A 22552-nucleotide genomic window follows, 5' to 3' on the forward strand; every position below is an offset into this window, starting at 1 on the left:
TATTTACCGGGCAGTAGCCGCAACTGAGTGCCGTCACCCGTTTTGGGGTCCTAAAATCCCGGTTTTTAGGGCCGGAAGGCCCTGTTCGAGCGGCCTGCTGATCCTCTTAGAGGCCCGAGTAGGAGTGGAGCCCGTTGAAGAACTGGTTCACGATGGTGAAGTTGAAGATCACGCAGAGGTAGCCCACGATCGACAGCCAGGCGGCGCGTGTTCCGGTCCAGCCGCGGGTGGCACGTGCGTGCAGGTATCCGGCGTAGACAACCCAGATCACAAAGGTCCATACCTCCTTGGTGTCCCAGCCCCAGAACCGGCCCCAGGCTTTCTCGGCCCAGATGGCACCGAACATCAGGGTGAAGGTCCAGCCGATGAAGGCGATGGCGTTAATGCGGTAGGAGAGGTTTTCCAGGCTCAGCGCGGACGGCACCAGGCGCATGAAGCCGAGTTTGTCGGCGCCGCCGGCGGCCACGGTCTTCTGTCGGTGGGACTGCACCAGCTGCAGTGCGGACATGGCAAAGGTCAGCGTGAACAGCGCGGAAGACAGCACCGCGATGGAAACATGGATGACCAGCCAGTAGCTCTGGAGGGCGGGAACCAGGTGGCCCACCGGGGTCCAGAACGCCACCGAGGCAGCCACCAGCATGATGACCACCAGGCCCACCACGAAGGTGCCCAGGAAGCGGAGGTCGCGCCGGATCAGCGAGAGCAGGAACACGGCTGCCACCAGGAACGCGCCTGTGGTGAGGAATTCGTACATGTTGCCCCACGGCACCCGGCCTGCGCCCAGGGCCCTGGTGACCACGCCGGCGCCGTGGATGACGGCCGCAAGGGTGGTCAAGGCTACGGCGACCCGCGCCGGGACCCGGCGCTCCGCGGCGTACTTCATGTCGCCGTCGGCTGTCACGACGCCGCCGGTTCCTGCCCGGCCCGTTTTGGCAGTGGACGACGACGGACGCTCGGCCCGGCCGGCCGGCCCGTCCAGGCGGGACTCAATGCCGGATCCTTCGCGCTCCCCGGCCCCGGCAGCAACACCGGCGACTACGGGAACCTTCGCGGCAGCACTTGCCTGGGCGGCCTTGAGGTCCACGGCGCGCAGCGCCTTGCTGCTCTTGGCCAGGTCCCAGGCGAAGGCGATGAAGGCCACGGTGTAGGTACCCGCCGCCAGCAGCATGAAGAGTTCGCTGTACTGGCCCATGGTTTCGTTGATTCCAAATGGCATTACTGGTCCTTTTCGGGCCCGGTGGGGCCTGCTGGGGTGGTGACGGGGCCTGCGGCATTGTCGACGGAGCCTGCGACATTATGGCTTGCCCGGCTGGGAGTTCGCTGGGACTGGGCGGTGATTTCAGAGGCAGTGCCTTCAGACGCGCTGTCTTCGGTGTCTTCCGGCAGCTGCCACTCGGTGGCGAAGAGTTTCCGGAGGGCTGCTGCCTCACCGGCCAGGCGGTGGTCCTCACCGCGGGCCAGGAGTCCGTATTCCACCATGGTCCGGCCGTCCCCAGCAGTGCCAGTCCGCACCCAGACGCGCCGGCGGTTGACGTAGAGCGAGAGGATGAGGCCAGCCACGGCCAGCAAAGCGAAGACCAGGGCGTAGGCCTGTCCGGGGTTGTGGTGGATGTCCACGCCGATGTACCGCTTCACGCCGTCGAAGCTGATGGTGCCCTTGCCGTCCGGCAGGGTGTAGGTGGAGCCCGGCGCCAGCGTGATGCCGCCGGCGGCCAGGTTCCTGGCGTTGAGCGGGGTCAGGTTCTTGACGTCCAGCTCGAAGACGTTCTGCGGTGCGCCGCTGTTCAGGCCCAGGTCCCCGTAGTAGGAGTTCAGGGTCAGCTGGGGGTTGAACAGCTCCGGGTCTGCACTGAATGAGACGTTCTTGTCGGTCACGAACGCGGTGGGGAGGAAGAAGCCCACAAACCCCAGCTGGTCCGGCTGGGCGTCCGGCACTTTGATGACCACGGAGGAGTAGTAGTTATCGCCCTGCAGTTTGGCCACCACAGGGCCCTGCATGGCCACGTTGCCGGCCCCGTCCCGGATGGTCACCACCGGTGCATAGCCGTTGCCGGTGAGGTAGATGCTGGTCCCGCCCAGGGTCACGGGATCGTTGACCTTCAGGATCTCCTGCTTGGGTGGGGCGTCCGGGTTTTCCTTGGTGGTCACGGTCGCGGCGAAGTCGATGGGCTGGCCGAACTTGCCCCTGGATTCGCGGTCGAACGTGATGTTGAACTTGTCCAGCTGGAGCGAGTACGGCTGCAGCTGGCTGGACTGGAAGTTGGTGCCCGGGTTGAACTGGTCGTAGCCCACCAGGGTGTTCACGAAGGTGTCGCCTTCCACCAGGATGCGCTGGCCGCTGTACCCGAACAGGCCGCCTGCGGCCACCGCCACCAGCACGCCGATCAGCGAGGTGTGGAAGACGAGGTTGCCCACTTCCTTCATGAAGCCGCGCTCGGCCCCCAGGGACGGGCGGTCGCCGTCGGCGTCCCGGACCTCAACCCGGTAGCCGCGCTTCCGCAGCAGCCCCGCGGCACCGTGGATGGCGTCCGACGCCGGGATCCGGGCTCCGGCAGGAATCACCAGGGTGCCGTATTCCGGCAGCCGGGAGAGGCGCTGGGGCGTGCGCGGGGGCTGGGAGCGCATGGCTTTGTAGTGGGCGATGGCGCGCGGCACCACGCAGCCGATCAGCGAGATGAACAACAGAAGGTAGATCGCTGAGAACCAGGCCGAAGAGTAGACATCATAGAGCTGCAGGGAGTCCAGCAGCTTGCCGTAGTCCGGGTGGTCCTTGATGTACTGGGTCACCACGGCCGGGTTGGCGGGCCGCTGCGGGAACAGCGAGCCGGGGACGGCAGCGACGGCGAGGAGCAGCAGCAGGAACAGCGCGGTGCGCATGCTGGTCAACTGCGTCCAGGCCCATCGAAGCATGCCCCTTGGGCCCAGGGCCGGAAGGGCTGCCTGGGCTTTTGCCTCTGCAACAGGGGCGGACTGCTTCTTTTTTACGTTCACACGCTCGCTCATCAGATTGGCAACTTCACGTCGGTTTGGAACCAGTACTGCAGCCCGGTCACCCAGGTCCCCCAGACGCCGGTGGCCATCAGCAGCCCAAGCACCACCAGGATTCCGCCGCCGGTCCGCTGGATGGCCAGCCGGTGCTTGCGGAAGAACGCCATGACGCCCATCCCCCGGCGCAGGGCCAGCGCGATCAGCAGGAACGGAATGCCCAGTCCCAGGCTGTAGACAAACGCCAGGAAGGCGCCCTTGGCGGCTGAGGATCCCCCGGAAAGGCTCAGCAGCTGGACGGCCGAATAGGTGGGGCCGATGCACGGCGCCCAGCCCAGCCCGAAAGTCAGGCCCAGCAACGGCGCGCCCCAGAGTCCTGCCGGCGGTTTGGCATGGATCTTCGCGTCCCGCTGGAGCCAGCTGAAGCCGCCCATGAAGACGATGCCCATGATGATCACCAGGACCCCCAGGAGCTGGGTGATCCAGGCGTTCTGGCTGCCGGTGATCAGGGTGCCCAGCTGGCCGAAGGCGCCGCCCAGCAGGACGAAGATCACCGAGAAGCCCAGGACGAACAGGCCGATCCCGGCCAGCATCCTGCCGCGTTTTTGCTTTTGCAGGTCCACGCCGCTCAGGCCCGTGACGTAGCCGAGGTAGCCGGGAACCAGTGGAAGGACGCAGGGGGAAAGGAAGGAAACCAGTCCGGCGAGCAGTGCCACCGGAATGGCCAGCAGGATGGAGCCGCTGAGGATGGCTTCAGCAAAGGGGCTGTTCACGGTCCCGCCCTACTCGGCCACGGCGGCGCTGATGAGGGCCTTCAGGGTGCCCTTTTCAATCTCGCCGAGGACGCGCGAGGCCACCCGTCCCTGCTTGTCCAGGACCAGGGTGGTGGGTACGGCGCCGGGCGGTACCAGGCCGGATACGGACAGCAGGACGCCGCCGTCCTTGTCGTCAAAACTCGGGTAGGTCAGGTTGAAGGTCTTCTCGAACGCCTCCGCCGTGGGCTTTTCGTCCCGGAGGTTGACGCCGAAGAACTGGACGCCCTGGTCCTTGAACTCCTGGTGCAGTGCTTCCAGGAGCGGCGCCTCCACCCGGCAGGGGGCGCATGCGGCGAACCAGAAGTTCAGGACGCTGACCTTGCCCTGGAAATCCGCGGGGGTCACAGCGGTGCCGTTGAAAAGCGCACCTTGGATCTGCACGGCGTCCTTGCGGTCCCCGGCAGCGAACTCGGTCACGGAGCCGTCGCCCGCCACATAGTTCTTGTTGTCCCCCGCCTTGGCCTGCTTGGCCAGTGCGTCCTCCTGGGCACAGCCGGACAGGCCCAGGGTCAGCGCGGTGAGGGCCATGCCGCCGGCAGCGAGCATGCTCCGGCGCGAGGGAAGGTTGTTGCTGCTCACGGTCAGGCTCCGGGGGTGCTGGCGGCACCGGGAAGAAGGGACGCCGCGGGTTCGCTGTACTCGACCCGCAAAAGCGAGCCGTCGTCGTCGAACACCAAGGACGTAACGGATGTCAGGGTGCACTCGCGCTTGCGCGGATCGTGCCACAGGGGCCGGCCTTCGGCGCTCAGCCGGGCGGTCCAGATGGGCAGCTGGTGGCTCACCAGGATTGCCTCGGGCCCGCGGGGGCCAAAGTCGCCCGCAGCGAGTTCAATGGCCCGCAGCCGGGCGTCCTGCGCAGCCGCGGCCACCCTTGCGGCCTGCTGCTTGTACGGTTCGCCCCAGGACGGGCGCAGCGGGTTGACCAGGCGCGGCCAGTGGCGCGGCCGCCGGAGCTCGGCCTTGGTGACCTTCATGCCCTCGAAGTAGTTTTCGGCTTCGATGATCCGCTCATCGGTGTGGATCTGCAGGCGCAGGGCTTCCGACGTCGGCCGCGCAGTCTCCTGCGCACGGTCCAGCGGGGAGGCGGCCAGGTAGGTGATGCGGGCGCCGAGCTCGGCGCGCTGCCGGAAGTGTTCTGCGAGCGTCCGGGCCATCTCCTGTCCCAGTTCGGAGAGGTGGAATTCGGGAAGCCGCCCATAGAGAACGCCGTCGGGATTATGGACCTCGCCGTGGCGGAGCAGATGGACAGTGGCTTGGGGCATGTTTACCAGTTTCTCAAAGATGGCGTGCGATCCGAAATCTCCCGCACATGCTTTCTACAAACAGTAGAACTGAAGTTTTTGAAGAAATGTTCCGGGACCGGGAACAAAAGATGCAAATGCATGTTTATACTGGATGCAGCAAGTTAGTTGAGGCTTCAATAGATGAAGGTTCAACGGCAGTACAGCAGCCCGCATACCTATACAAGGAGCAACATCATGGCACTTCCCGCAGACGCCACCACCGGCACCTGGACCCTGGACAACTCCCACAGCGAGATCGGCTTCACCGTCCGCCACGCAGGCATCAGCAAGGTCCGCGGCCAGTTCAAGGAAGCCGCCGCCACCCTGGACCTGGCCCAGGACGTTGCAGACTCCACGATCAACGCCACCATCCAGACCGCCAGCTTCGATTCCGGCGACGCCAACCGCGATGGCCACGTCAAGGGCGAGGACTTCTTCGACGTGGAGAAGTTCCCGGAGATCTCCTTCGTGTCCAACGGCCTGGTGGCCAAGGGCAACAGCTACGAGCTCACCGGCGACCTGACCATCAAGGGCGTCACCCGTCCGGTGACCCTGGAAACCGAGTTCAACGGCGTAGCCGTTGATCCGTTCGGCAACACCCGCGCCGGCGTCTCCGCCGAGACCACCATCAGCCGCAAGGACTTTGGCCTCACCTGGAACGCGGCCCTGGAAGCCGGCGGCGTGCTGGTCAGCGACAAGGTTGCCATCAACCTGGAACTCGCCTTCATCGCTCCCGCAGCGTAATTCCACCCCGCCAGGGCACACCCCGGCACTAGGCCTTCCCGGCCTGGCGCCGGGGTCCCTTGTTTAACGGCAACCACCTGCGGCAATAGCGGTGGAATCACCCACAACGCCGCCTGCCGGGGGTACGGTGGACTTAAGCCATGCTGGGGGGAAGGCAGAGGACCGATTCCCGGCAGCCTACCCGGATCCCAACCTGCAGAAGGAACGCCATGAGTACTCCTCCCGTCCCGCCACCCGCGCCCCAGGACCCCCATTCCGGCAACGGCCAGCCCGGGCATGACCAGGCCGGCAACCAGTCCGGAGACCAGCAGCCCCGCTACGGCCAGAACGCGCCGCAGTATGGCCAGAATGCCCCGCAGTACGGCCAGAACGCGCCGCAGTACGGCTCCCAGCCGCCGGCAGCGCCGCAGTACGGCCAGAATGGCCCGCAGTATGGGCAGAACCCTCCGCAGTACGGCTCCCCGTACGGCCAGAATGCATCCCAGGCCCCGGGCTACGGCCAGAATGCGCCCCAGTACGGGCAGTCGCCGTACGGGCAGTCCCCCTACGGCCAGTACCCTTCCGAGCAGCCGCAGCCCGTTGGCAGCAACGGAATCCCGCAGCTGGTGAACATCTCCTTCTGGCTGCTCATCGCGTCAGCCGTGATCTTCGTCGTCGCCATGCTCACCGGCCTCACCCAGCTGGACGACCCCGCCTACCGGCAGGCCTTTGAGCAGCAGATGGAGGCCGGCGGCGCTACCGGAGTCACCTATGACGACATCCAGGGAGTCATTGCCGGAACCCTGGTGGTGTTCGCGATCATCGGCGTGGCCCTCTACCTGCTGGTGGCCTTCTTTGTCCGTAAGGGCAAGAACTGGGCGCGCATCCTGGGCACGGTGTTCGCTGCGCTGTCAGTACTGGGCCTCTTCGGTCCCCCGAGCCTGGGCACAATCGGAACGCTCCTGGGAATCGCGGCCATCGTGCTGCTCTACCTTCCCGGAGCGGCCCCGTACTTCCGGAAGCAGCAGCCGTTCGCCAACCCGTACTCGGGCGGCTTCGGCAACCCGTACGGACGGTAGCGGTACCAGCGCCGACACGCAGGCGGCCCGGGATGCAGCATCGCATCCCGGGCCGCCTGCTTTAACCTGCTAGGCCGTCTGCCCGGGCGTCTGGGCCCGTTGGGCGTGGTAGGCCAGGATCTGGAGTTCGGTGGCCATGTCCACCTTGCGGAGGTTCACGCCTTCGGGGACCTGCAGCATCACCGGTGCGAAGCTCAGCACGCTGTGCACTCCTGCTGCCACCACGCGGTCACAAACGCCCTGGGCCACCGCGGCGGGAAGGGCCAGCACCACCATATTGGCCCCGGTCCGGTGCAGGACGGTTTCAAGGTCTGCCACGTCGCTCACGCGCAGCCATCCCACCTCGTTGCCCACCACCATCTGGTCGGCGTCGAAGATGGCCACCACGTCGAACCCCCGCGATTCGAAGCCGCCGTAGCGCGCCAGTGCCTTGCCCAGGTTGCCGGCGCCCACTATGGCCACTTTCCAGTCGTGGGTCAGTCCCAGGGCAGCGGCAATGTGGCGACTGAGGTACTGCACCTCATAACCAACACCCCTGGTCCCGTAGGACCCCACATGGGACAAGTCCTTGCGCAGTGTCGAGGAACTGACACCGGACGCTTCTGCCAGGGATTCGGAGGAAACGCGCTCCACGCCCTCGGCCAGCAAGGTATTCAGGGCGCGGAGGTAAATGGTCAGCCGGGCCACCGCGGCAGGAGGTATCTGCTTGGCGAGTGCGCCCGTGGCATCCGGAAGGTCCGGGACAGACTGGGGCGTTGAACCCAGGGATGTCACCCGCACCTCCCTTGCGTCGCGTTGTGAGTCCACTCTAGGTCCCTGCCGCTCATGCCTTCAAAACCCGGGCCGTCGAGACCCATGACGTCCGGGCCTCTGATGTCACTGGCGCCACTGCCCTACTGGGCCATGGCGCGCTGCAGCACGCGTTCCAGGCGGGCCTCGTCGATCTTCCAGAAGTCGCGCTGCACGCCGTCCACCAGCACTACGGGGATTTCCTCGGCATAGCGTTCACGCAGGTCGGGCTGGTTGTCCACCAGCTCTTCGCTCCACGTCAGGCCCAATGAGGCAGTGACCCGGCCGACGGCGTCGCGCGCCTCCTCGCAAAGGTGGCAGTCAGCTTTGGTGACCAGGACGACGCGGGGTGTAGCCATGGCTTAACGGTATCGCCGTTCGCGGCGTGCACGCGACGCCGACGGCGGCCGGCCAGTGGATTGACTAGACTCGAGTCCATGCCCGAGGAGAAATACGTCGCCGTAGTCACGCGCCCGGTTGCTGCGCCGCAGCCGGGCGAGGCGGCGTTTTTCGATGTGGACAACACCTTGATGCGTGGCGCCAGCCTCTTCCACGTAGCGCGGAAGATGCACCAGCGCGGAGCCTTCACCCTGAGGCAGGCGGCCGGTATGGCCTGGCAACAGTTCAAGTTTGTGGCCCGCGGCGAAAACATGGATGATGTCCACGCCGTCCGGGACTCGGCCCTGACCCTGGCAGTGGGCATCAGCGTGGACGACATCAAGGCGCTGGGCGAAGAAGTCTACGACGAAATGATTGCTTCACGGATCTGGCCGGGCGCCAAGGCCCTGGCCGAGCAGCACCTGAGGGTAGGCCGCCGCGTCTGGCTGGTGACGGCCACGCCCATCGAAGTGGCCACCGTGATCTCCACCCGGCTGGGACTGACCGGGGCCCTGGGAACCGTGGGCGAGGTCTCGGAGGGCATGTACACCGGCAGGCTGGTGGGAGACATCCTGCACGGCTCAGCCAAGGCCGTGGCCGTCCAGGCCATCGCCGACGAGGAGGGCCTGGACCTTAAACGCTGCTGGGCCTACAGCGACTCCTACAATGACGTCCCGCTGCTTTCGCTGGTGGGCCACCCGGTGGCCATCAACCCGGACGCCAAGCTGCGCCGCCACGCCCGCGACCGCAACTGGCCGGTCTACGATTTCCGCGCCGGCCGGCGTGCCGCCACCTTTGGCCTGAAGGCGGCCACCTTCGGCGGAGCCGTTTACGGCCTCTGGAAGGGCTTCGCCCGCATCCGCGGCCCGCGGGTATAAGAATCCAGCGAATCCTAAGTTTGTCCGCGAATCCGAACCTTGACCGTCAGGATCTGCGAACAAGACCGGGCGCACTAACAGGAAACAGAAATGCCCGCCGCCTTGGAAGGCGACGGGCATTTCCACGCTGTTGGAAGTATGTCTACTTCTTGTTACGGCGCTGGTGACGGGTCTTGCGAAGCAGCTTGCGGTGCTTCTTCTTGGCCATACGCTTGCGACGCTTCTTAATAACTGAACCCACGAAAGTTCCTTACAAACTAGATGCAGTACCTGTCTGATGGAGAATGTCCGTGGACAGAGCTACGAACTGAACAACTGACAGATTCTTACAATGACGTAAAACGTTCCTTAACAGGGTACCGCTTATCGGGAGCGGCTCAGGACAGGCCGCCTCAGGCGGTCTCGGTGTGGCCGTCCACCACAGCACCCTTGAGGTACTGTTCGACGGCGTTTTCGGGGACCCGGTAGGAGCGGCCAAAGCGCACTGCCGGCATTTCGCCGGAGTGGACCAGGCGGTAAACAGTCATTTTGGAGACTCGCATGACCTCGGCTACTTCAGCCACGGTCAGGAACTTCGCGTTGGAGAAGTTCTGTTCTGCCGACATTTCCCTATTTTCCTTTGCTGACGGATGGACAACAGTGACCCCAGGTACGTGCCAATGCGGTGTTCCGATGCTGAGCCATCCACCAACCACCTAAACAGATACTCTAGATGTTCCTGTGGCAGATGTGAAAGTAGTGCTTCCCCTATTTCACCCCCTAATTTGACTGCCGCCGCTTCCGTGCCGATGCCGCCAGCTGCTCAAGGACGGACGCGGAAACGTCCCAGTCCATGCAAGCATCCGTGACGCTTTGCCCGTAGACCAGCTCCGACCGCCCGGCTGCATGTTCGGCAACATCCAGGTTCTGCGCGCCGCCCACCAGGAAGCTTTCCAGCATCACGCCGGCCACGGCCCGCGCCGCAGCACCGCCTTCCTCCAGCTGGGCTCCGATTTCCAGGGCAACTTCAGCCTGCCGGTGGTGGCTCTTGCCGCTGTTGGCATGGCTCGCGTCCACGATCAGGCGGGGGTTCAGTCCCTTCCCAGCCAGTTCGCCGGAGGCCCGTTCGATATCGGCCGCAGAGTAGTTGGGCCCCTTCCGGCCACCGCGCAGGATCACGTGGGTGTCCGGGTTTCCGGCCGTTGCCACCAGCGCAGCCCGGCCGTCGCCGTCGATCCCCAGGAAGGCCTGGGCAGCCGCCGCGGCGCCGCACGCGTCGATGGCCACCTGAAGGCCGCCGTCGGTCCCGTTCTTGAAGCCGATGGGCATGGAGAGTCCGGAAGCGAGCTGGCGGTGGATCTGGCTTTCGGTGGTGCGGGCGCCGATGGCACCCCAGGAGATCAGGTCCGCCATGTACTGGGGGCTGATCGGTTCCAGGAACTCGGTGGCGGTGGGCAGGCCCAGCGCGGTGACCTGCTGCAGGAACTGCCGGGCAGTCCGGAGGCCCGTGACCATGTCGTGGCTGCCGTCAAGCCGCGGATCGTTGATCAGGCCCTTCCAGCCCACCGTGGTGCGGGGCTTTTCGAAGTAGGTCCGCATCACGATCAGGAGGTCTTCCCGGTGCTTCTCCGCCTGGCTGACCAGCCGGCGGGCGTATTCCAGGCCGGCCTTGGGGTCGTGGATGGAGCAGGGGCCAACGATGACCAGCAGGCGGTCATCAACACCGTCCATGATGGCGCGCACTTCGTCGCGTCCGCGTTCGACGACGGCAGCAGCCCGGGCGTCCAGGGGCAGTTCGGCGAGGAGGTCGGAAGGAGCGGGCAGCGGAGTGAATTCGCTGACGCGCAGGTTCGAAGTGGACTTGGTGTCGCTGGCGGGCGCTGCAGCTGTTGCGGTGCTCATTGTCGGGTCCTGTTCCAGATGGGAAGCGGGCCCGGATTTCAGAACCCGCCGGAGAAACGGCGAAGGGCAGAGAATGATCTCTGCCCTGTTGGCTCTGAAGGAATGTGGATGCGTGTCAGTTAGACGCGGGCCCCTCCAGAGCCAACGAAAAATACGCATACCAACGGTTAGTCATGGAAAAGACCATAAGCCCGGGCCGCGCCGGGCGCAAAATCAGCGTCCGTCACATTCTGTTACCGCCGGTTTTGGAGCCCGGCCACCAGTTCTGCGTGCTTCCGGTCAGTCAGGCGGTACCAGTACATGATGCCAACCGCTGCCAGCACCAGGACGGCGGGCAGCAGTCCTGCGGCGGCCCGGATGGCCATGACCGCCGGGGCAGCCTGCTCCTGGCTGCCCGAGGAATACCCGCCCCACGCCAGCGCAAAGGCCACCAGTCCGCCGCCGAAGCCCATGCCCAGTTTTCGGGTTGCCGCCAGGAGCGCATAGTTGATGCCCTGGACCCTGACACCCGTCTTCCATTCGCCGTATTCCACCGTGTCCGCAATCAGGGCCCAGGTGAGGATGCTGACCGTCGCGGCGGACAACTGCGCCACGACCATGCCGGCCACCGCCAGCCAGTGCACTCCTGCGGGCGCCAGGAAGACCACCATCCCGCCCGCGGTGCCGAGCAGGCAGCCCAGGGTGAAGACAGCCTTCTTGCCCCACCGGGCCACCGGGCGCGGCATCAGGACGGCCAGCGCCAGGGTAATCACCACCTGCGTTGCCGCAAGCAGGGGAAAGAGATCCACACGGGCAAGGACGTCCCGCAGGTAGTAGAACTGGGCGGCCACGGTGGCGGAGTTGCCGGTCACCAGCAGCACGGAGCTGAGGCACAGGACCACCAGCGGCGAGTTGACCTTGAGCGCCGCCACGGTTTGGCGCCAGCTGATCCTGGGAACGCTGCCGGCCACCTGTTCCCGGCATGCGGTTCCCGTGAACACGTAGAGCCCGGAACCGATCACCGCGAAGGCCAGCGTCAGCACGGTGAAGATCTGCTGGATGTCCCCGCCCCCACCCAGGAGGGGGGCCACGAAGAACCCGAGCACCGCCCCTGTGGACAGCCCGCCGATGGTCCGGGCGCCGGCCAGCCTGGCCCGTTCCCCGGGGTCCTGGGTCATGGCCCCCACCAGGCAGCCGTAGGGGACGTTCACCAGGCTGTAGGCAAGGCAGACCAGGCCGTACGTGCAGTAGGCGTAGAAAAGTTTCAGCGATGGTTCGACGTCGGGCACGTGGAACACCGCGATCCCCAGCACCAGCGGAACAAATCCGAAGACGAGGAAGGGCCGGAACTTTCCCCAGCGGGGGCTGTGGAAACGGTCCACGATCCGGCCTGCGGCAATGTCCGTGAAGGCATTGAACACCCGCGCCACCACCAGGAGCGTGCCGGCAGCGGCGGCACCGATCCCGGCAACATCGGTGTAGTAAACCAGCAGGAACATGTTGGCGGTGCTGATGATCATGCTGTTCGCCGCGTCGCCCGCACCGTAGCCCACGATGGCGGCCCTGTTCAGTCGCGTCATTTCTCCTCGTCCACGGAAGGAGAAAACGTTTTCTCACCCCATGGCGAACCTACCCCAAAATCTTGCGGAGAAACACCAGTTGCCGGATCCAGTGGTGTTCCTGGCCGCCTTCGTGGTTGTTGAACCGGTACACCTCGATCTCCTTCTCCGTCCCGCTGGCGGAGGACGCGGACATCCCGGAGCCGTAGGCGTTGAAGCTGGCGAAGACGGTGGACGCCGGGCAGATGTCGTCCATGAGCGCCGCTGAGTACAGTGCGGGCGCGCTGGCGGAGCGGGCCAGGTTCACGCCGTCGAAGTAGGCGAGGACGCCAAGCGTGGACTCGTAGCTGTCCCGGTGCCGAGCCAGGAACTGGGCGATTTCCGGGTAGGGCCCCCGGGGGGTGATGTCGATGGCGCGGGGGAAGTCCTGGAGGAAGGGGACGTCCGGCAGCGCGGCGATGACGCCGTCGAGCCTTCCTGCCGTAAGCCCTGCCGTGGCCACCACCAGTCCTCCGCCCTGGCTGACTCCGGCCAACACCACCTTGGACGGATCGACGGCGGGATGGGCCTGGGCGGCCTCCACCGCGCGGAAGGCGTCCACATAGACCCGGCGGTAGTAATAGTCCTCCCGGGTGGCGATGCCCCGGGTCATCAGGCCCGCGTGCGCCACATCGCCGGCGGAGGGGTGGGGATCCGCGGTGTGCCCCAGGGTGCCGCCATACCCCTGGCCGCGGGTGTCCATGATGAAGTGCGCGTACCCGGCCTGCGCCCAGCGCGTGTCCTGGTTGACCAGCCCGCGGCCGCCCGAATAGCCGATGTAGTTCACCACCACCGGAAGCCGTGCGCCGTCATCCCGGTTGGCGGGAAGGTGCAGCCAGCCTTTAACCGGTGCGCCGCCGAAGCCGGCGAAGGTGACGTCGAAGGTGTCGATCACGGTGAGGTAGTTCTCCACCGGCTCAAAGGCCGCGTCCAGCGGGAACGCACGCGCCTCCGCCAAGGTGGTATCCCAGAACGGGCCCAGGTCCTCCGGCGGGGTGATGCCGGAGGTGTAGCTGCGCAGCTGGGCCAGGGGAAGGTCGAAGAGGGGCATCGTTGTCCGTCCTGCTTTCAGTTGTTGGTGGGCCTCACGTGGAGTTCCTCTATTACTACTGCACGTACCCCTGGTGCGCGGTGATGAGTGGTTCGTAGCGGCGAAGGCTGGTTCCGGCGGCAATAATCCCGCGCAGGAGTGGCAGCTCGCCGGTGGCGGCACCCGCGGCGCGGGCCTGGACAAGCACGTTGCCCAGGGCGGTGGCTTCGACGGGACCGGCGACGACGGGCCGCCCGGCGGCATTGGCGGTGAGCTGGCAAAGCAGGGTGTTCTGCGAGCCGCCGCCCACCACGTGCACCACGTCCACCTCACGGCCGGCCAGGCGTTCTGCCGTCGCGATCGTCTTGGCGTATGCGGCGGCGAGGCTGTCCATGATGCAGCGGGTGATGGCTGCCGGATCATTTGGCAGGACGTCACCTGTACGCCGTGCCGCCGCCCGGATCCGCTCCGGCATATTGCCCGGGGCGATGAAGTAGGGATCGTCGGCGTTGACCTGGGGACCGCCGGCAGGCAATGCCGCGGCGGCCGCGAGCAGTGCGGCCAGGTCCGGCTGGAAACCTTCGCTGGCCCAGGTCCGCTGGCATTCGCTCAGGAGCCACAGTCCGCCCACGTTGCGGAGGTACCGGATGGTGCCGTCCACCCCCCGTTCATTGGTGAAGTTGGCTTCCCTGCTTGCTTCCGTCAGGACCGGATCCTGTAGTTCGAGCCCCACCAGGGACCAGGTGCCGGAGGAGATGTAGGCAAAGGCGTCATCCCGGGCAGGAACGGCCACGACGGCGGAGGCAGTGTCGTGCGAGCCCACCGCCACCACTGTGGTTTCACGGGGCAGTCCCACGGCTGCGGCTATATCCGGCAGGAGGTTTCCGTAGGTTTCCCCGGGCTGGATGAGCGGCGGGAACAGGTCCTTCCGCAGCCCCAGCGCCCTGAAGAACTCGGTGGCCCACTCCCCCGCCACGGCGTCGAACAGCCCGGTGGTGGAGGCGTTGGTGGCCTCGGTCCGGCGCACCCGGGTCAGCAGGAACGCGATCAGGTCCGGGATCAGCAGCGCCTTCACCCCGTCCAGGTGACGTTCGGTGGCCAGCTGGTAGATGGTGTTGAACTGGAGGAACTGCAGCCCCGTGGTCTGGTACAGGCGCGCCGGGTCCAGTTTTGCGTGGACAGGGGCAATAGCTGCCCTGCTGCGGTCGTCGCGGTAGCTGAAGGGCTGTGCCACCAGCTTCCCCGACGCATCCACCAGGCCATAGTCCACTGCCCAGGTGTCGATGCCGATGCTGGCGATCGTCTCACCCTGCACGGCCGCCACTGTGGCCGCGGCGCGGAGGCCGGCCAGGACCTCCGCGAACAGGGCGTCGAAGTCCCAGCGGAGGCCGCCGTCGAGCTCCACCACGCCGTTGGGGAAGCGGTGCACTGTCTCCAGCGATACCCCCGCCCCGGTAACGCGGCCCAGCATCACGCGCCCGGAGGAGGCACCAATGTCGACGGCGGCAAACACGCCGCGGGCAGGAACCGTGCTCATCGCAGGAAGGCTGCGGCCACTCCGGCGTCCACGGGGATGTGCAGGCCGGTGGTGTGGGACAGTTCGTTGCTGGTGAGCACGGCGGCGGCGTTGGCCACGTGCTCGGGCAGGACCTCGCGCTTGAGCAGGGTGCGCTGGGCGTAGTACTCGCCCAGCTTTTCCTCGTCCACGCCGTAGACGGCGGCGCGCTTGGCGCCCCAGCCGCCGGCGAAGATGCCGGAGCCGCGGACCACGCCGTCGGGGTTGATGCCGTTGACCCGGATGCCGTGCTCGCCCAATTCCGCCGCGAGCAGCCGTACCTGGTGGGCCTGGTCTGCCTTGGTGGCCGAGTAGGCGATGTTGTTCGGGCCGGCGAACACGGAGTTCTTGGAGGAGATGTAGATGATGTCCCCGCCCATGCCCTGGGCGATCATCACCTTCGCCGCGGCCTTGGCCACCAGGAAGGAGCCCTTGGCCATGACGTTGTGCTGCAGGTCCCAGTCCTTCTCGGTGGTTTCCAGCAGCGGCTTGGAGATGGACAGGCCGGCGTTGTTGACCACCAGGTCCACGCCGCCAAAGGCCAGGACCGCGGCATCGATCGCGGCAGCCACCTGGGCTTCGTCCGTCACGTCGGCCTGGACACCAACAGCAACGTCGGGGCCGCCGAGCTCCTCGGCAACCTTCTGCGCGTTCTCCAGGTTCAGGTCAGCGATGACCACGCACGCGCCTTCCGCGGCCAGGCGGGTGGCGATGGCCTCGCCGATGCCCGACGCCGCGCCGGTGACCAGTGCGATGCGGGTGGCGTGGGACTTGGGCTTGGGCATCCGGGCCAGCTTGGCTTCCTCCAGCGCCCAGTATTCGATCCGGAATTTTTCCGATTCCTCAATGGGGGCGTAGGTGGAGATGGCCTCGGCGCCGCGCATCACGTTGATGGCGTTGAGGTAGAACTCGCCGGCAACGCGGGCGGTCTGCTTGTTGGCGCCGAAGGAGAACATGCCGACGCCGGGGACCAGCACAATGGCCGGGTCCGCGCCGCGCAGGGCCGTGCTGTTTTCGTCGGCGTGGCGGTCGTAGTACGCCTGGTAGTCCTCGCGGTAGTCCGCGTGCAGTTCGTGCAGCCGGGCAATGGAGTCCTCAATCGAGGCGTCGGCGGGCAGGTCCAGGATCAGCGGCTTGACCTTGGTGCGCAGGAAGTGGTCCGGGCAGGAGGTGCCCAGGGCGCCAAGGCGCGGGTGTTCGGCAGCTTCGAGGAAGTCCAGGACGACGGCGTCATCACTGAAGTGCCCCAGCTGCGGCTTGTCCGTGGAGGCCAGGCCGCGGATCACGGGTGCCAGGGCTGCGGCCTTGGCTTTCCGCTCTTCCTCCGGCAGGGCGCCGTAGCCGGGCAGCTTGGGCCCGAAGGGCTCGGCCTTGCCGTTGTCCTTGATGTACTTCTCGGCCTGCTCAATGATCCACAGCGTGTTCTGCTCTGCTTCTTCGCTGGTGGCGCCCCAGGCGGTGATGCCGTGTCCGCCCAGGATGGTCCCGATGGCCTGCGGGTTGGCGTCCTTGATCGCGGCGATGTCCAGGCCCAGCTGGAACCCGGGCCGGCGCCAGGGCACCCACACCACTTTGTTGCCGAAAATCTTGGTGGTCAGCGCCTCGCCGTCCACCGCCGTCGCAATGGCAATGCCGGAGTCCGGGTGCAGGTGGTCCACGTGCGCGGCGTCCACCAGGCCGTGCATGGCCGTGTCGATCGACGGCGCCGCGCCGCCCTTGCCGTGCAGGCAGTAATCAAACGCGGCCACCATCTCGTCTTCACGCTCCACGCCCGGGTAGACGTTCTTCAGGGCGCTCAGCCGGTCCAGGCGCAGCACCGCCAGGTTTTCCGCCTTCAGCGTGCCCAGGTCCCCGCCGGAGCCCTTGACCCAGAGCAGCTGGACGTCCTCGCCCGTCACCGGATCCTTCTCGGTGCCCTTGGCGGAGGTGTTGCCGCCGGCGAAGTTGGTGTTCCGCTTGTCCGCGCCCAGGCGGTTGGAACGGGAAATCAGGTCTTCAACAGTCTTATTGGTCATAACTAATCAGGCGCCCCATCCGGCTTGCTGGCCGCCCACGCGGTCCTCGTTGATCTTCTTCTGGTAGCCGCTGGCCTTGAAGGCGGCCAGCGGGTCCGCGGGCAGGCCGCGGGATTCACGCCACTCGGCCAGGATGGGCCGGACGTCGGTGTAGAAGGCATCGTTGAAGATGCCATTGGCGGCCAGGACATCCCCGGCGCGCTGCGCTTCGGCCAGGGCTGCGGTGTCCACCAGCAGGGCACGGGCCGTCATTTCCTGGACGTTCAAGACCGAACGGATCTGGCCCGGGATCTTCTCCTCCAGGTTGTGGCACTGGTCCAGCATGAGGGCAACACCCGAATCCTTGCCGAAGCCGCCGCCCCGGATCACCTCGTGCATAATGCGGAAGAGCTGGAACGGGTCGGCCGCACCCACGATGAGGTCGTCGTCGGCGTAGAAGCGCGAGTTGAAGTCGAAGGAACCCAGCTTGCCCAGGCGCAGCAGCTGCATCACGATGAACTCGATGTTGGTGCCTGGAGCGTGGTGGCCGGTGTCCAGGCAGACGAACGCCTTCTCGCCCAGCGCGAGGGTCTGGGCGTAGGAGGTGCCCCAGTCCGGGACATCGGTGTGGTAGAAAGCCGGCTCGAAGAACTTGTACTCGAGCACCAGGCGCTGTTCGTCGCCCAACGCGGCGTAGATCTCCTGCAGGGACTCGGCCAACCGGTCCTGGCGGCCGCGCATGTCATCCTGGCCCGGGTAGTTGGTGCCGTCCGCCAGCCAGATCTTCAGGTCCTTCGAACCGGTCTGATGCATGATGTCGATGCAGTCCAGGTGGTGGTCGATGGCCCGGCGGCGCACGGCCGCGTTGGACGACGTCAGTGAACCGAATTTGTACTCGTCGTCCTGGAACGTGTTGGAGTTAATCGTTCCCAGGCCAACGCCCAGCCCCGCCGCGTATTCCTTCAAAGCGGCATAGTCATCCACTTTGTCCCACGGAATGTGCAGGGCCACGGTGGGCGCCAGGCCGGTCAGCTCGTGGACTTTCGCCGCGTCTGCCAGCTTCTCCTGCACGGTCCGCGGCGTCCCGGGTGTGCCAAACACCTTGAACCGGGTGCCTGAATTTCCATAGGCCCACGAGGGGACCTCGATGGCAAGCTCCCCGAGCCTGCCCAGCGCCGTTGCTACGTCATTCATGATGGTTCTTTCCGGTGTTTGATGATCAGTCTGATGCGTTTGTGGTGGTTGCCCCGCTGCAGGAGCCGTGCCGGTCGCGCCTGGGTTTATCACTCAGCCCGCGGAGGACTGTGCTGCCAACTGGCTGTCGAGGTTGAAGACTTCTTCCAGGACCTGGAACCCTTCGTCGGGCGCCTGGCCGGAATCTTGAAAGAGGGTTGCCATCTCCGCCTGCCAGCGGGCGTTGACCTCCGTGAGGGCCATGCGGGCACGGACGGCATCGAAGTCGTCACACTCCACATAGCCCACCAGGAGCCCGTCCCCGGCAAGGAAGAGGGAGTAGTTGTGCCAGCCTGCCTCCTTTAGGGCACGCAGCATTTCCGGCCATACCGCCGCATGCCGGCGGCGGTATTCGTCAATCAGCGCCGGCTGGACCGAGGAACGGAAACACACCCTCATCCGGAATCCTTTCAACTTCAAAAGTTTTGAATCGTTTCATTGGTACGATTCAAAGTACTCTTGGACTTGAGCAGGTGTCAAGCAATAGCAGAAACTTTTGATCTCCCGCACGGAACCCAACCGCGGCGGCATATCAGCACGGAGGGTCGATGAACCGCACAGCCAGTATTAAGGACGTGGCCACCCACGCAAGCGTGGCCGTGGGGACGGTATCCAACGTCCTGAATTACCCGGACCGCGTGTCGGACCGGACCAAGGAACGGGTTCTGCGCGCGATCGACGAACTGGGCTTTGTCCGCAATGACGCCGCACGGCAACTCCGGGTGGGCCACAGCCGCACCATCGGGCTCATTGTCCTGGACGTCGGCAACCCCTTCTTCACTTCCGTGGTCCGGGCCGCCGAGGACGCCGCGGCATTGCAGGGCAGCGCCGTCCTGCTGGGCGACAGCGGCCACAATGCCAGCCGGGAGGCCAACTACATCGACCTTTTCCAGGAGCAGCGCGTCCAGGGCCTCCTGATCTCCCCCGTGGGGGATATCACGGACCGGCTGGACCTCCTCCGCGAGCGCGGCGTGCCCACGGTGCTGGTGGACCGGCTGGCTGACGAGTCCAAGTTCAGCTCCGTGGCGGTGGATGACGACGCCGGCGGGTACCTCGCTGCCCGGCACCTGCTGGACACCGGCCGCCGTCGGCTGGCCTTCGTTGGCGGCCCCACATCCATCCGGCAGGTTGCGGACCGCCTCCAGGGCGCCCGCCGCGCCGTCAAGGAGGAACCGGATGCCACGCTCGAGGTGCTGGACGCGGAAGGACAGACAGTCCTTGCCGGACGCAGCCTGGGTGACATGCTGGTGGGGCGGGGCCGGGCTGAGTTGCCGGACGGGATTTTTTGCGCCAACGACCTCCTGGCCCTGGGTGTCATGCAGTCGCTCACCATGACCCACACGTTCCGGATCCCCGAGGACGTGGCCCTGATCGGGTATGACGACATCGATTTTGCGGTGTCGGCCGTGGTTCCGCTGTCCTCCATCCGCCAGCCCACCGAGCTGCTGGGCCGGACGGCCATCGAGCTTTTGTCCGAGGAAGTGGAGTCCCAAAATCCCGTCCACCGCTCAGTGGTGTTCACACCGGAGCTGGTGGTCCGGCAGAGCACGGCCACACCCCCCGCCGGCTGACCCTTCCGGCAGGGTTAATTCCCGGACTGCTGCAGCCACTTCATGGACTCGGTCCGGGAGGTGAAGAAGCGGGTGGGGCAGGGCGGAACGTGGACGCCCAGGAAGAAATTCGCGAGGATCCGGTCCACCGGGCTTGCCCCCAGCAGGGCGATGCGGTTGGCCGCACAAGGGATGGAGAACACCGAGCGCGCCTGGATGCTCACATTCTCGGTGGTGGCCATGTCCACCAGCATGGGATAGCTGCTGGCGCCGGCCACCAGATTAACAGTGGCCATCGCCGCCTGGGCATCTTCAACCTCTATCCGGACGCTCGGTTCCCAAATAAGGTGGATGACCCCGTCAGCGCGCAATTCCACGGTGCCTTTGCCGCCGTCGACCGTTACGGGCTCCATGACCCCGCCTCCCTCCAGTGGGCAGTTCCTGAACCCCTCCATCTTGCCCCAGCATGGATAGCCCCGCCGCACGCCGCTCCCCCACCAGCATGGATAGCCCCTCAGGCCGGCTTGACTAGTCAGTATGCTTACTAATATGTTGGTCGACGTGCCCGTGGCCTGGATCACCAGTCCAACGCCACGTGTCGCGGCCCGCCAGGGCTGCAAATGAAATGAACTGCATTTGAAATAAACAGTTCCGCCGGGGTTCTCCATGGGGGCGGAGCCTCGGAGGATTCACTGCGCCGCAACCCGGCGCTGAAAGGATTTACCGAAAATGCGCACCAAGGTCTCAGCTTCAGTAACCGCCATTGCCCTCTCCGGCGCCATGCTCTTCGGCATGGCAGGCCCGGCGACCGCAGCGGCACCCGCGGCTCCTTCCGCCGCCTCCCAGTCCTCACAGGTTGCCAACGTAACGGGCACCATCAACCAGACCATCGACGGCGTAGGCAGCTTCGTTGGTTCCTTCACCCCCACCGGCTTTGATGCCCAGGGCGGCCAGCTCATGGTCACCGGCCTGGTGCAGGGAACCTTCACCGACCTGGCCGGCAAGGCCACCCAGGTAAGCCAGACGGTAACCACAACCGCTGCTGCGGCACCCACCACCATGGCCGGCGGCGGCGGGGGCGGCTGTGACGTGGTGAACCTTGTCCTCGGCCCGCTCCACCTGGATGTCCTTGGACTCAACGTCGACTTGAACCAGGTGGTGTTGGACATCGTGGCGCAGTCCGGCGCAGGCAAGCTGGTGGGCAACCTCCTGTGCGCCATCACCGGACTCCTGGACGGCGGGGCAGGCCTGAGTGGCCTGGCCAACCTGCTCAACCGGGTCCTGGGACTGTAGTTTCCTCAGCGCTTCAAGAACCAGGTATTGCCGAAAGCGGGCGGCCCGTCGAGGCCGTCCGCTTTTGTGCTGTCCCCAAAGTTTTTGCCCTGCCCTTAAAGCTTCTCCACCACCAGGTTCCGGTAGGCAGACCGGAGCGGCGCCATCTGGCGGAAACCAATCCGGCCGCCGCCAAGCACCTTCTCCGAGGCATCCTGCCACTCAAAAAGGAGCAGCCCGTTGATCGAAAATGCCACCCGGGCCCCGTCCTTCACCACTTCCAGCCGGTAGAAGCCGGCCGCGTCCTCCGTGGGCGGCAACGGGTCAGCGCCCTGCGCCACAAGCTCGAAACCCGCGCTCTTGCGAAGGTTGCAGGTACGGAAGGCACGCTCAGATGGGTACTTGTGCCGGAAATAGGAGACGTGCAGGGCGTCGATATCGCCCGAGTGGTACTGGGGATAGTAGCCCGTCCGCGCGGCCAGGCCAGGGCTGAAGAGGTCCAACCCGTGGTGTCCCCCGGCTGCAAAGAACAGCATGGCCAGGCCGGGCTCCGCGAGCGGCAGGAAGTCCCAGCTGATGCGGATACCGTCCGGGAATTCCACCGGGCACCAGAACGTCCAGTGCGCGTGGTCGCCGAATTCCTGGTCATCCAGTGCGCCGGAAAGTTCCAGGGCTCCTTGGTGGCTTCCGACGCTTACCGGTCCTTCGGCCACCCATCCGGTCACGTCACCAGGTCCTGCCAGCGGGTTGCTGTAAAGGATGCCCTTCTCCAGGCGTGGTGCGCCCACCTAGCCGCGTCCCGCCGTCGTGCTCAATTCTTTGGTGCCGGTCTCTTTGCCGCCGGCCTCTGCGCTGGAACCGCCGTACCCCAAGGCGCCAAGCTGCCTGGCCACCTCACCGGCAACCAATGCGGCACCATGCTGGGAGAAATGGGTGTCGTCGGCCAGGCCCTCAGGCCAATGTGCGTGATCCCCGGGCGCGAAGTGGCAAAAGAGCCCGCGGGATCTGTCCGGCCCCAGCCGGACGTACAGGCTCCGGGTCCAGGCATTCAGGTCCACCACCGGGACCGCCAACTCCCGGCCGAGTTCGCGGACCACCTCCGGATAGTCCTCCAGGCTTTCTTCCAGGACAGCGTCCGACGCCGGGAGGGCGTTGGGGTGCCTGCCGGCCAGGAAGTGCCGCCTTTCCACGGAGGTGCACAGCACCGGAGCGGCGCCGGCAGCGCGCACCTCCCCCACCATGATGCGCAGGTTGGCCGCGTACCCCGCGCGGGCAGCGAGGTGGTGCTTTTTCTGGTCATTGTGGCCGAATTGAACCAGCACCAGGTCGCCCGGACCGGCCTGGGCGAGCAGGTCCGCCCACAGCCCCTCATGGCGGAAGGATTCAGTGCTTGCCCCGCCCTTGGCGAAGTTGTGCACAGCGCCCCACCGATAGGTGAGCGGGGCCAGGTGTGCACCCCAGCCACTCATGGGGAACTCCTGCGTGGGGCAGTTGGCCACGGTGGAGTCTCCGGCCAGCAGGATTTTCATG

Annotated in this window: 24 protein-coding genes; 5 read left to right on the forward strand and 19 right to left on the reverse strand. The window is 65.9% G+C overall.

The features are described from left to right. Nucleotides 1–106: 106 nt before the first annotated feature. From ccsB to FBY33_RS01320, 5 genes are read right to left on the reverse strand one after another with little or no spacing between them, the layout of a single operon-like run. Nucleotides 107–1216, reverse strand: coding sequence for a c-type cytochrome biogenesis protein CcsB (gene ccsB, locus FBY33_RS01300; protein ID WP_142028948.1), 1110 nt, complete (start codon nucleotides 1214–1216; stop codon nucleotides 107–109). Continuing rightward, entirely contained in the window at nucleotides 1216–3003 is a 1788-nt protein-coding gene (resB, locus tag FBY33_RS01305; protein ID WP_142028949.1) for a cytochrome c biogenesis protein ResB, read from the reverse strand. The genes ccsB and resB overlap by 1 nt, the downstream gene beginning before the upstream one ends. Next, entirely contained in the window at nucleotides 3003–3758 is a 756-nt protein-coding gene (locus tag FBY33_RS01310; protein WP_142028950.1) for a cytochrome c biogenesis CcdA family protein, read from the reverse strand. Before FBY33_RS01310 ends, resB begins: the two co-directional genes overlap by 1 nt. Before the next feature lie 9 nt (nucleotides 3759–3767). Then, entirely contained in the window at nucleotides 3768–4346 is a 579-nt protein-coding gene (locus FBY33_RS01315; protein WP_142032421.1) for a TlpA family protein disulfide reductase, read from the reverse strand. A gap of 35 nt (nucleotides 4347–4381) precedes the next feature. Beyond that, nucleotides 4382–5062, reverse strand: coding sequence for a histidine phosphatase family protein (locus FBY33_RS01320; RefSeq protein WP_142028951.1), 681 nt, complete (start codon nucleotides 5060–5062; stop codon nucleotides 4382–4384). Nucleotides 5063–5278: 216 nt separating this feature from the next. On the opposite strand from FBY33_RS01320, the gene FBY33_RS01325 reads away from it, so the two are divergent. Next, a complete protein-coding gene (locus FBY33_RS01325) occupies nucleotides 5279–5827 on the forward strand; it encodes a YceI family protein (protein ID WP_142028952.1) in 549 nt (182 codons plus the stop codon). 209 nt (nucleotides 5828–6036) lie between these two features. Continuing rightward, on the forward strand, nucleotides 6037–6885 hold the full coding sequence (locus FBY33_RS01330; RefSeq protein WP_142028953.1) for a hypothetical protein: 849 nt from the start codon (nucleotides 6037–6039) through the stop codon (nucleotides 6883–6885). Between the two features lie 69 nt (nucleotides 6886–6954). Here the strand turns inward: FBY33_RS01330 and FBY33_RS01335 are convergent, their stop codons facing one another. Next, on the reverse strand, nucleotides 6955–7659 hold the full coding sequence (locus FBY33_RS01335; protein WP_142032423.1) for a redox-sensing transcriptional repressor Rex: 705 nt from the start codon (nucleotides 7657–7659) through the stop codon (nucleotides 6955–6957). Between the two features lie 119 nt (nucleotides 7660–7778). After that, nucleotides 7779–8033 (reverse strand): glutaredoxin family protein, encoded by a 255-nt coding sequence (locus FBY33_RS01340; protein WP_142028954.1) that lies wholly within the window; start codon nucleotides 8031–8033, stop codon nucleotides 7779–7781. 78 nt (nucleotides 8034–8111) lie between these two features. Here FBY33_RS01340 and FBY33_RS01345 point away from each other — a divergent pair, with 78 nt between their 5' ends. Beyond that, nucleotides 8112–8930 carry an HAD family hydrolase gene (locus FBY33_RS01345; RefSeq protein ID WP_142028955.1) on the forward strand — a complete coding sequence of 273 codons (819 nt, stop codon included), beginning with the start codon at nucleotides 8112–8114 and terminating at the stop codon, nucleotides 8928–8930. A gap of 142 nt (nucleotides 8931–9072) precedes the next feature. Here FBY33_RS01345 and FBY33_RS01350 read toward each other — a convergent pair whose 3' ends face one another. The 9 genes from FBY33_RS01350 to FBY33_RS01390 all read right to left on the reverse strand — a co-directional run bounded on the left by FBY33_RS01350 (nucleotide 9073) and on the right by FBY33_RS01390 (nucleotide 18599). Then, a complete protein-coding gene (locus tag FBY33_RS01350) occupies nucleotides 9073–9171 on the reverse strand; it encodes a 30S ribosomal protein bS22 (RefSeq protein WP_003792170.1) in 99 nt (32 codons plus the stop codon). 151 nt (nucleotides 9172–9322) lie between these two features. Beyond that, the gene (locus FBY33_RS01355) at nucleotides 9323–9535 is read right to left on the reverse strand and encodes a helix-turn-helix domain-containing protein (protein ID WP_043452394.1); all 213 of its coding nucleotides are present in this window, start codon (nucleotides 9533–9535) and stop codon (nucleotides 9323–9325) included. Between the two features lie 154 nt (nucleotides 9536–9689). Then, on the reverse strand, nucleotides 9690–10811 hold the full coding sequence (locus FBY33_RS01360; protein ID WP_142028956.1) for a 3-deoxy-7-phosphoheptulonate synthase: 1122 nt from the start codon (nucleotides 10809–10811) through the stop codon (nucleotides 9690–9692). Between the two features lie 233 nt (nucleotides 10812–11044). Next, nucleotides 11045–12370, reverse strand: coding sequence for a glycoside-pentoside-hexuronide (GPH):cation symporter (locus tag FBY33_RS01365; protein ID WP_142028957.1), 1326 nt, complete (start codon nucleotides 12368–12370; stop codon nucleotides 11045–11047). Between the two features lie 49 nt (nucleotides 12371–12419). Further along, nucleotides 12420–13439 (reverse strand): acetylxylan esterase, encoded by a 1020-nt coding sequence (locus FBY33_RS01370; protein WP_142028958.1) that lies wholly within the window; start codon nucleotides 13437–13439, stop codon nucleotides 12420–12422. 55 nt (nucleotides 13440–13494) lie between these two features. Continuing rightward, on the reverse strand, nucleotides 13495–14955 hold the full coding sequence (locus FBY33_RS01375; protein WP_142028959.1) for a rhamnulokinase: 1461 nt from the start codon (nucleotides 14953–14955) through the stop codon (nucleotides 13495–13497). Then, nucleotides 14952–16988, reverse strand: a complete 2037-nt coding sequence (locus FBY33_RS01380) for a bifunctional aldolase/short-chain dehydrogenase (RefSeq protein ID WP_142028960.1) — start codon at nucleotides 16986–16988, stop codon at nucleotides 14952–14954. The genes FBY33_RS01375 and FBY33_RS01380 overlap by 4 nt, the downstream gene beginning before the upstream one ends. Nucleotides 16989–16994: 6 nt before the next feature. Continuing rightward, nucleotides 16995–18161 carry an L-rhamnose isomerase gene (gene rhaI / locus FBY33_RS01385; RefSeq protein WP_142028961.1) on the reverse strand — a complete coding sequence of 389 codons (1167 nt, stop codon included), beginning with the start codon at nucleotides 18159–18161 and terminating at the stop codon, nucleotides 16995–16997. Between the two features lie 93 nt (nucleotides 18162–18254). Then, nucleotides 18255–18599, reverse strand: a complete 345-nt coding sequence (locus tag FBY33_RS01390; RefSeq protein ID WP_142028962.1) for an L-rhamnose mutarotase — start codon at nucleotides 18597–18599, stop codon at nucleotides 18255–18257. Nucleotides 18600–18748: 149 nt separating this feature from the next. Between FBY33_RS01390 and FBY33_RS01395 the strand changes: the two genes are divergently transcribed. Next, the gene (locus FBY33_RS01395; protein ID WP_142028963.1) at nucleotides 18749–19771 is read left to right on the forward strand and encodes a LacI family DNA-binding transcriptional regulator; all 1023 of its coding nucleotides are present in this window, start codon (nucleotides 18749–18751) and stop codon (nucleotides 19769–19771) included. Between the two features lie 14 nt (nucleotides 19772–19785). Here FBY33_RS01395 and FBY33_RS01400 read toward each other — a convergent pair whose 3' ends face one another. Beyond that, nucleotides 19786–20163, reverse strand: coding sequence for a DUF7793 family protein (locus FBY33_RS01400; RefSeq protein ID WP_142028964.1), 378 nt, complete (start codon nucleotides 20161–20163; stop codon nucleotides 19786–19788). 316 nt (nucleotides 20164–20479) lie between these two features. Here FBY33_RS01400 and FBY33_RS01405 point away from each other — a divergent pair, with 316 nt between their 5' ends. Further along, nucleotides 20480–21043 carry an ABC transporter substrate-binding protein gene (locus FBY33_RS01405; protein WP_142028965.1) on the forward strand — a complete coding sequence of 188 codons (564 nt, stop codon included), beginning with the start codon at nucleotides 20480–20482 and terminating at the stop codon, nucleotides 21041–21043. Between the two features lie 95 nt (nucleotides 21044–21138). On the opposite strand, the gene FBY33_RS01410 is transcribed toward FBY33_RS01405, so the two are convergent. After that, nucleotides 21139–21810 carry a DUF1961 family protein gene (locus FBY33_RS01410; protein WP_142028966.1) on the reverse strand — a complete coding sequence of 224 codons (672 nt, stop codon included), beginning with the start codon at nucleotides 21808–21810 and terminating at the stop codon, nucleotides 21139–21141. Next, nucleotides 21811–22551: a rhamnogalacturonan acetylesterase gene (locus FBY33_RS01415; RefSeq protein ID WP_142028967.1), complete on the reverse strand. Its 741-nt coding sequence runs from the start codon at nucleotides 22549–22551 to the stop codon at nucleotides 21811–21813. Nucleotide 22552 lies beyond the last annotated feature (1 nt).

This window comes from Arthrobacter sp. SLBN-112 (assembly GCF_006715225.1).
Classification (GTDB): Bacteria; Actinomycetota; Actinomycetes; order Actinomycetales; family Micrococcaceae; genus Arthrobacter.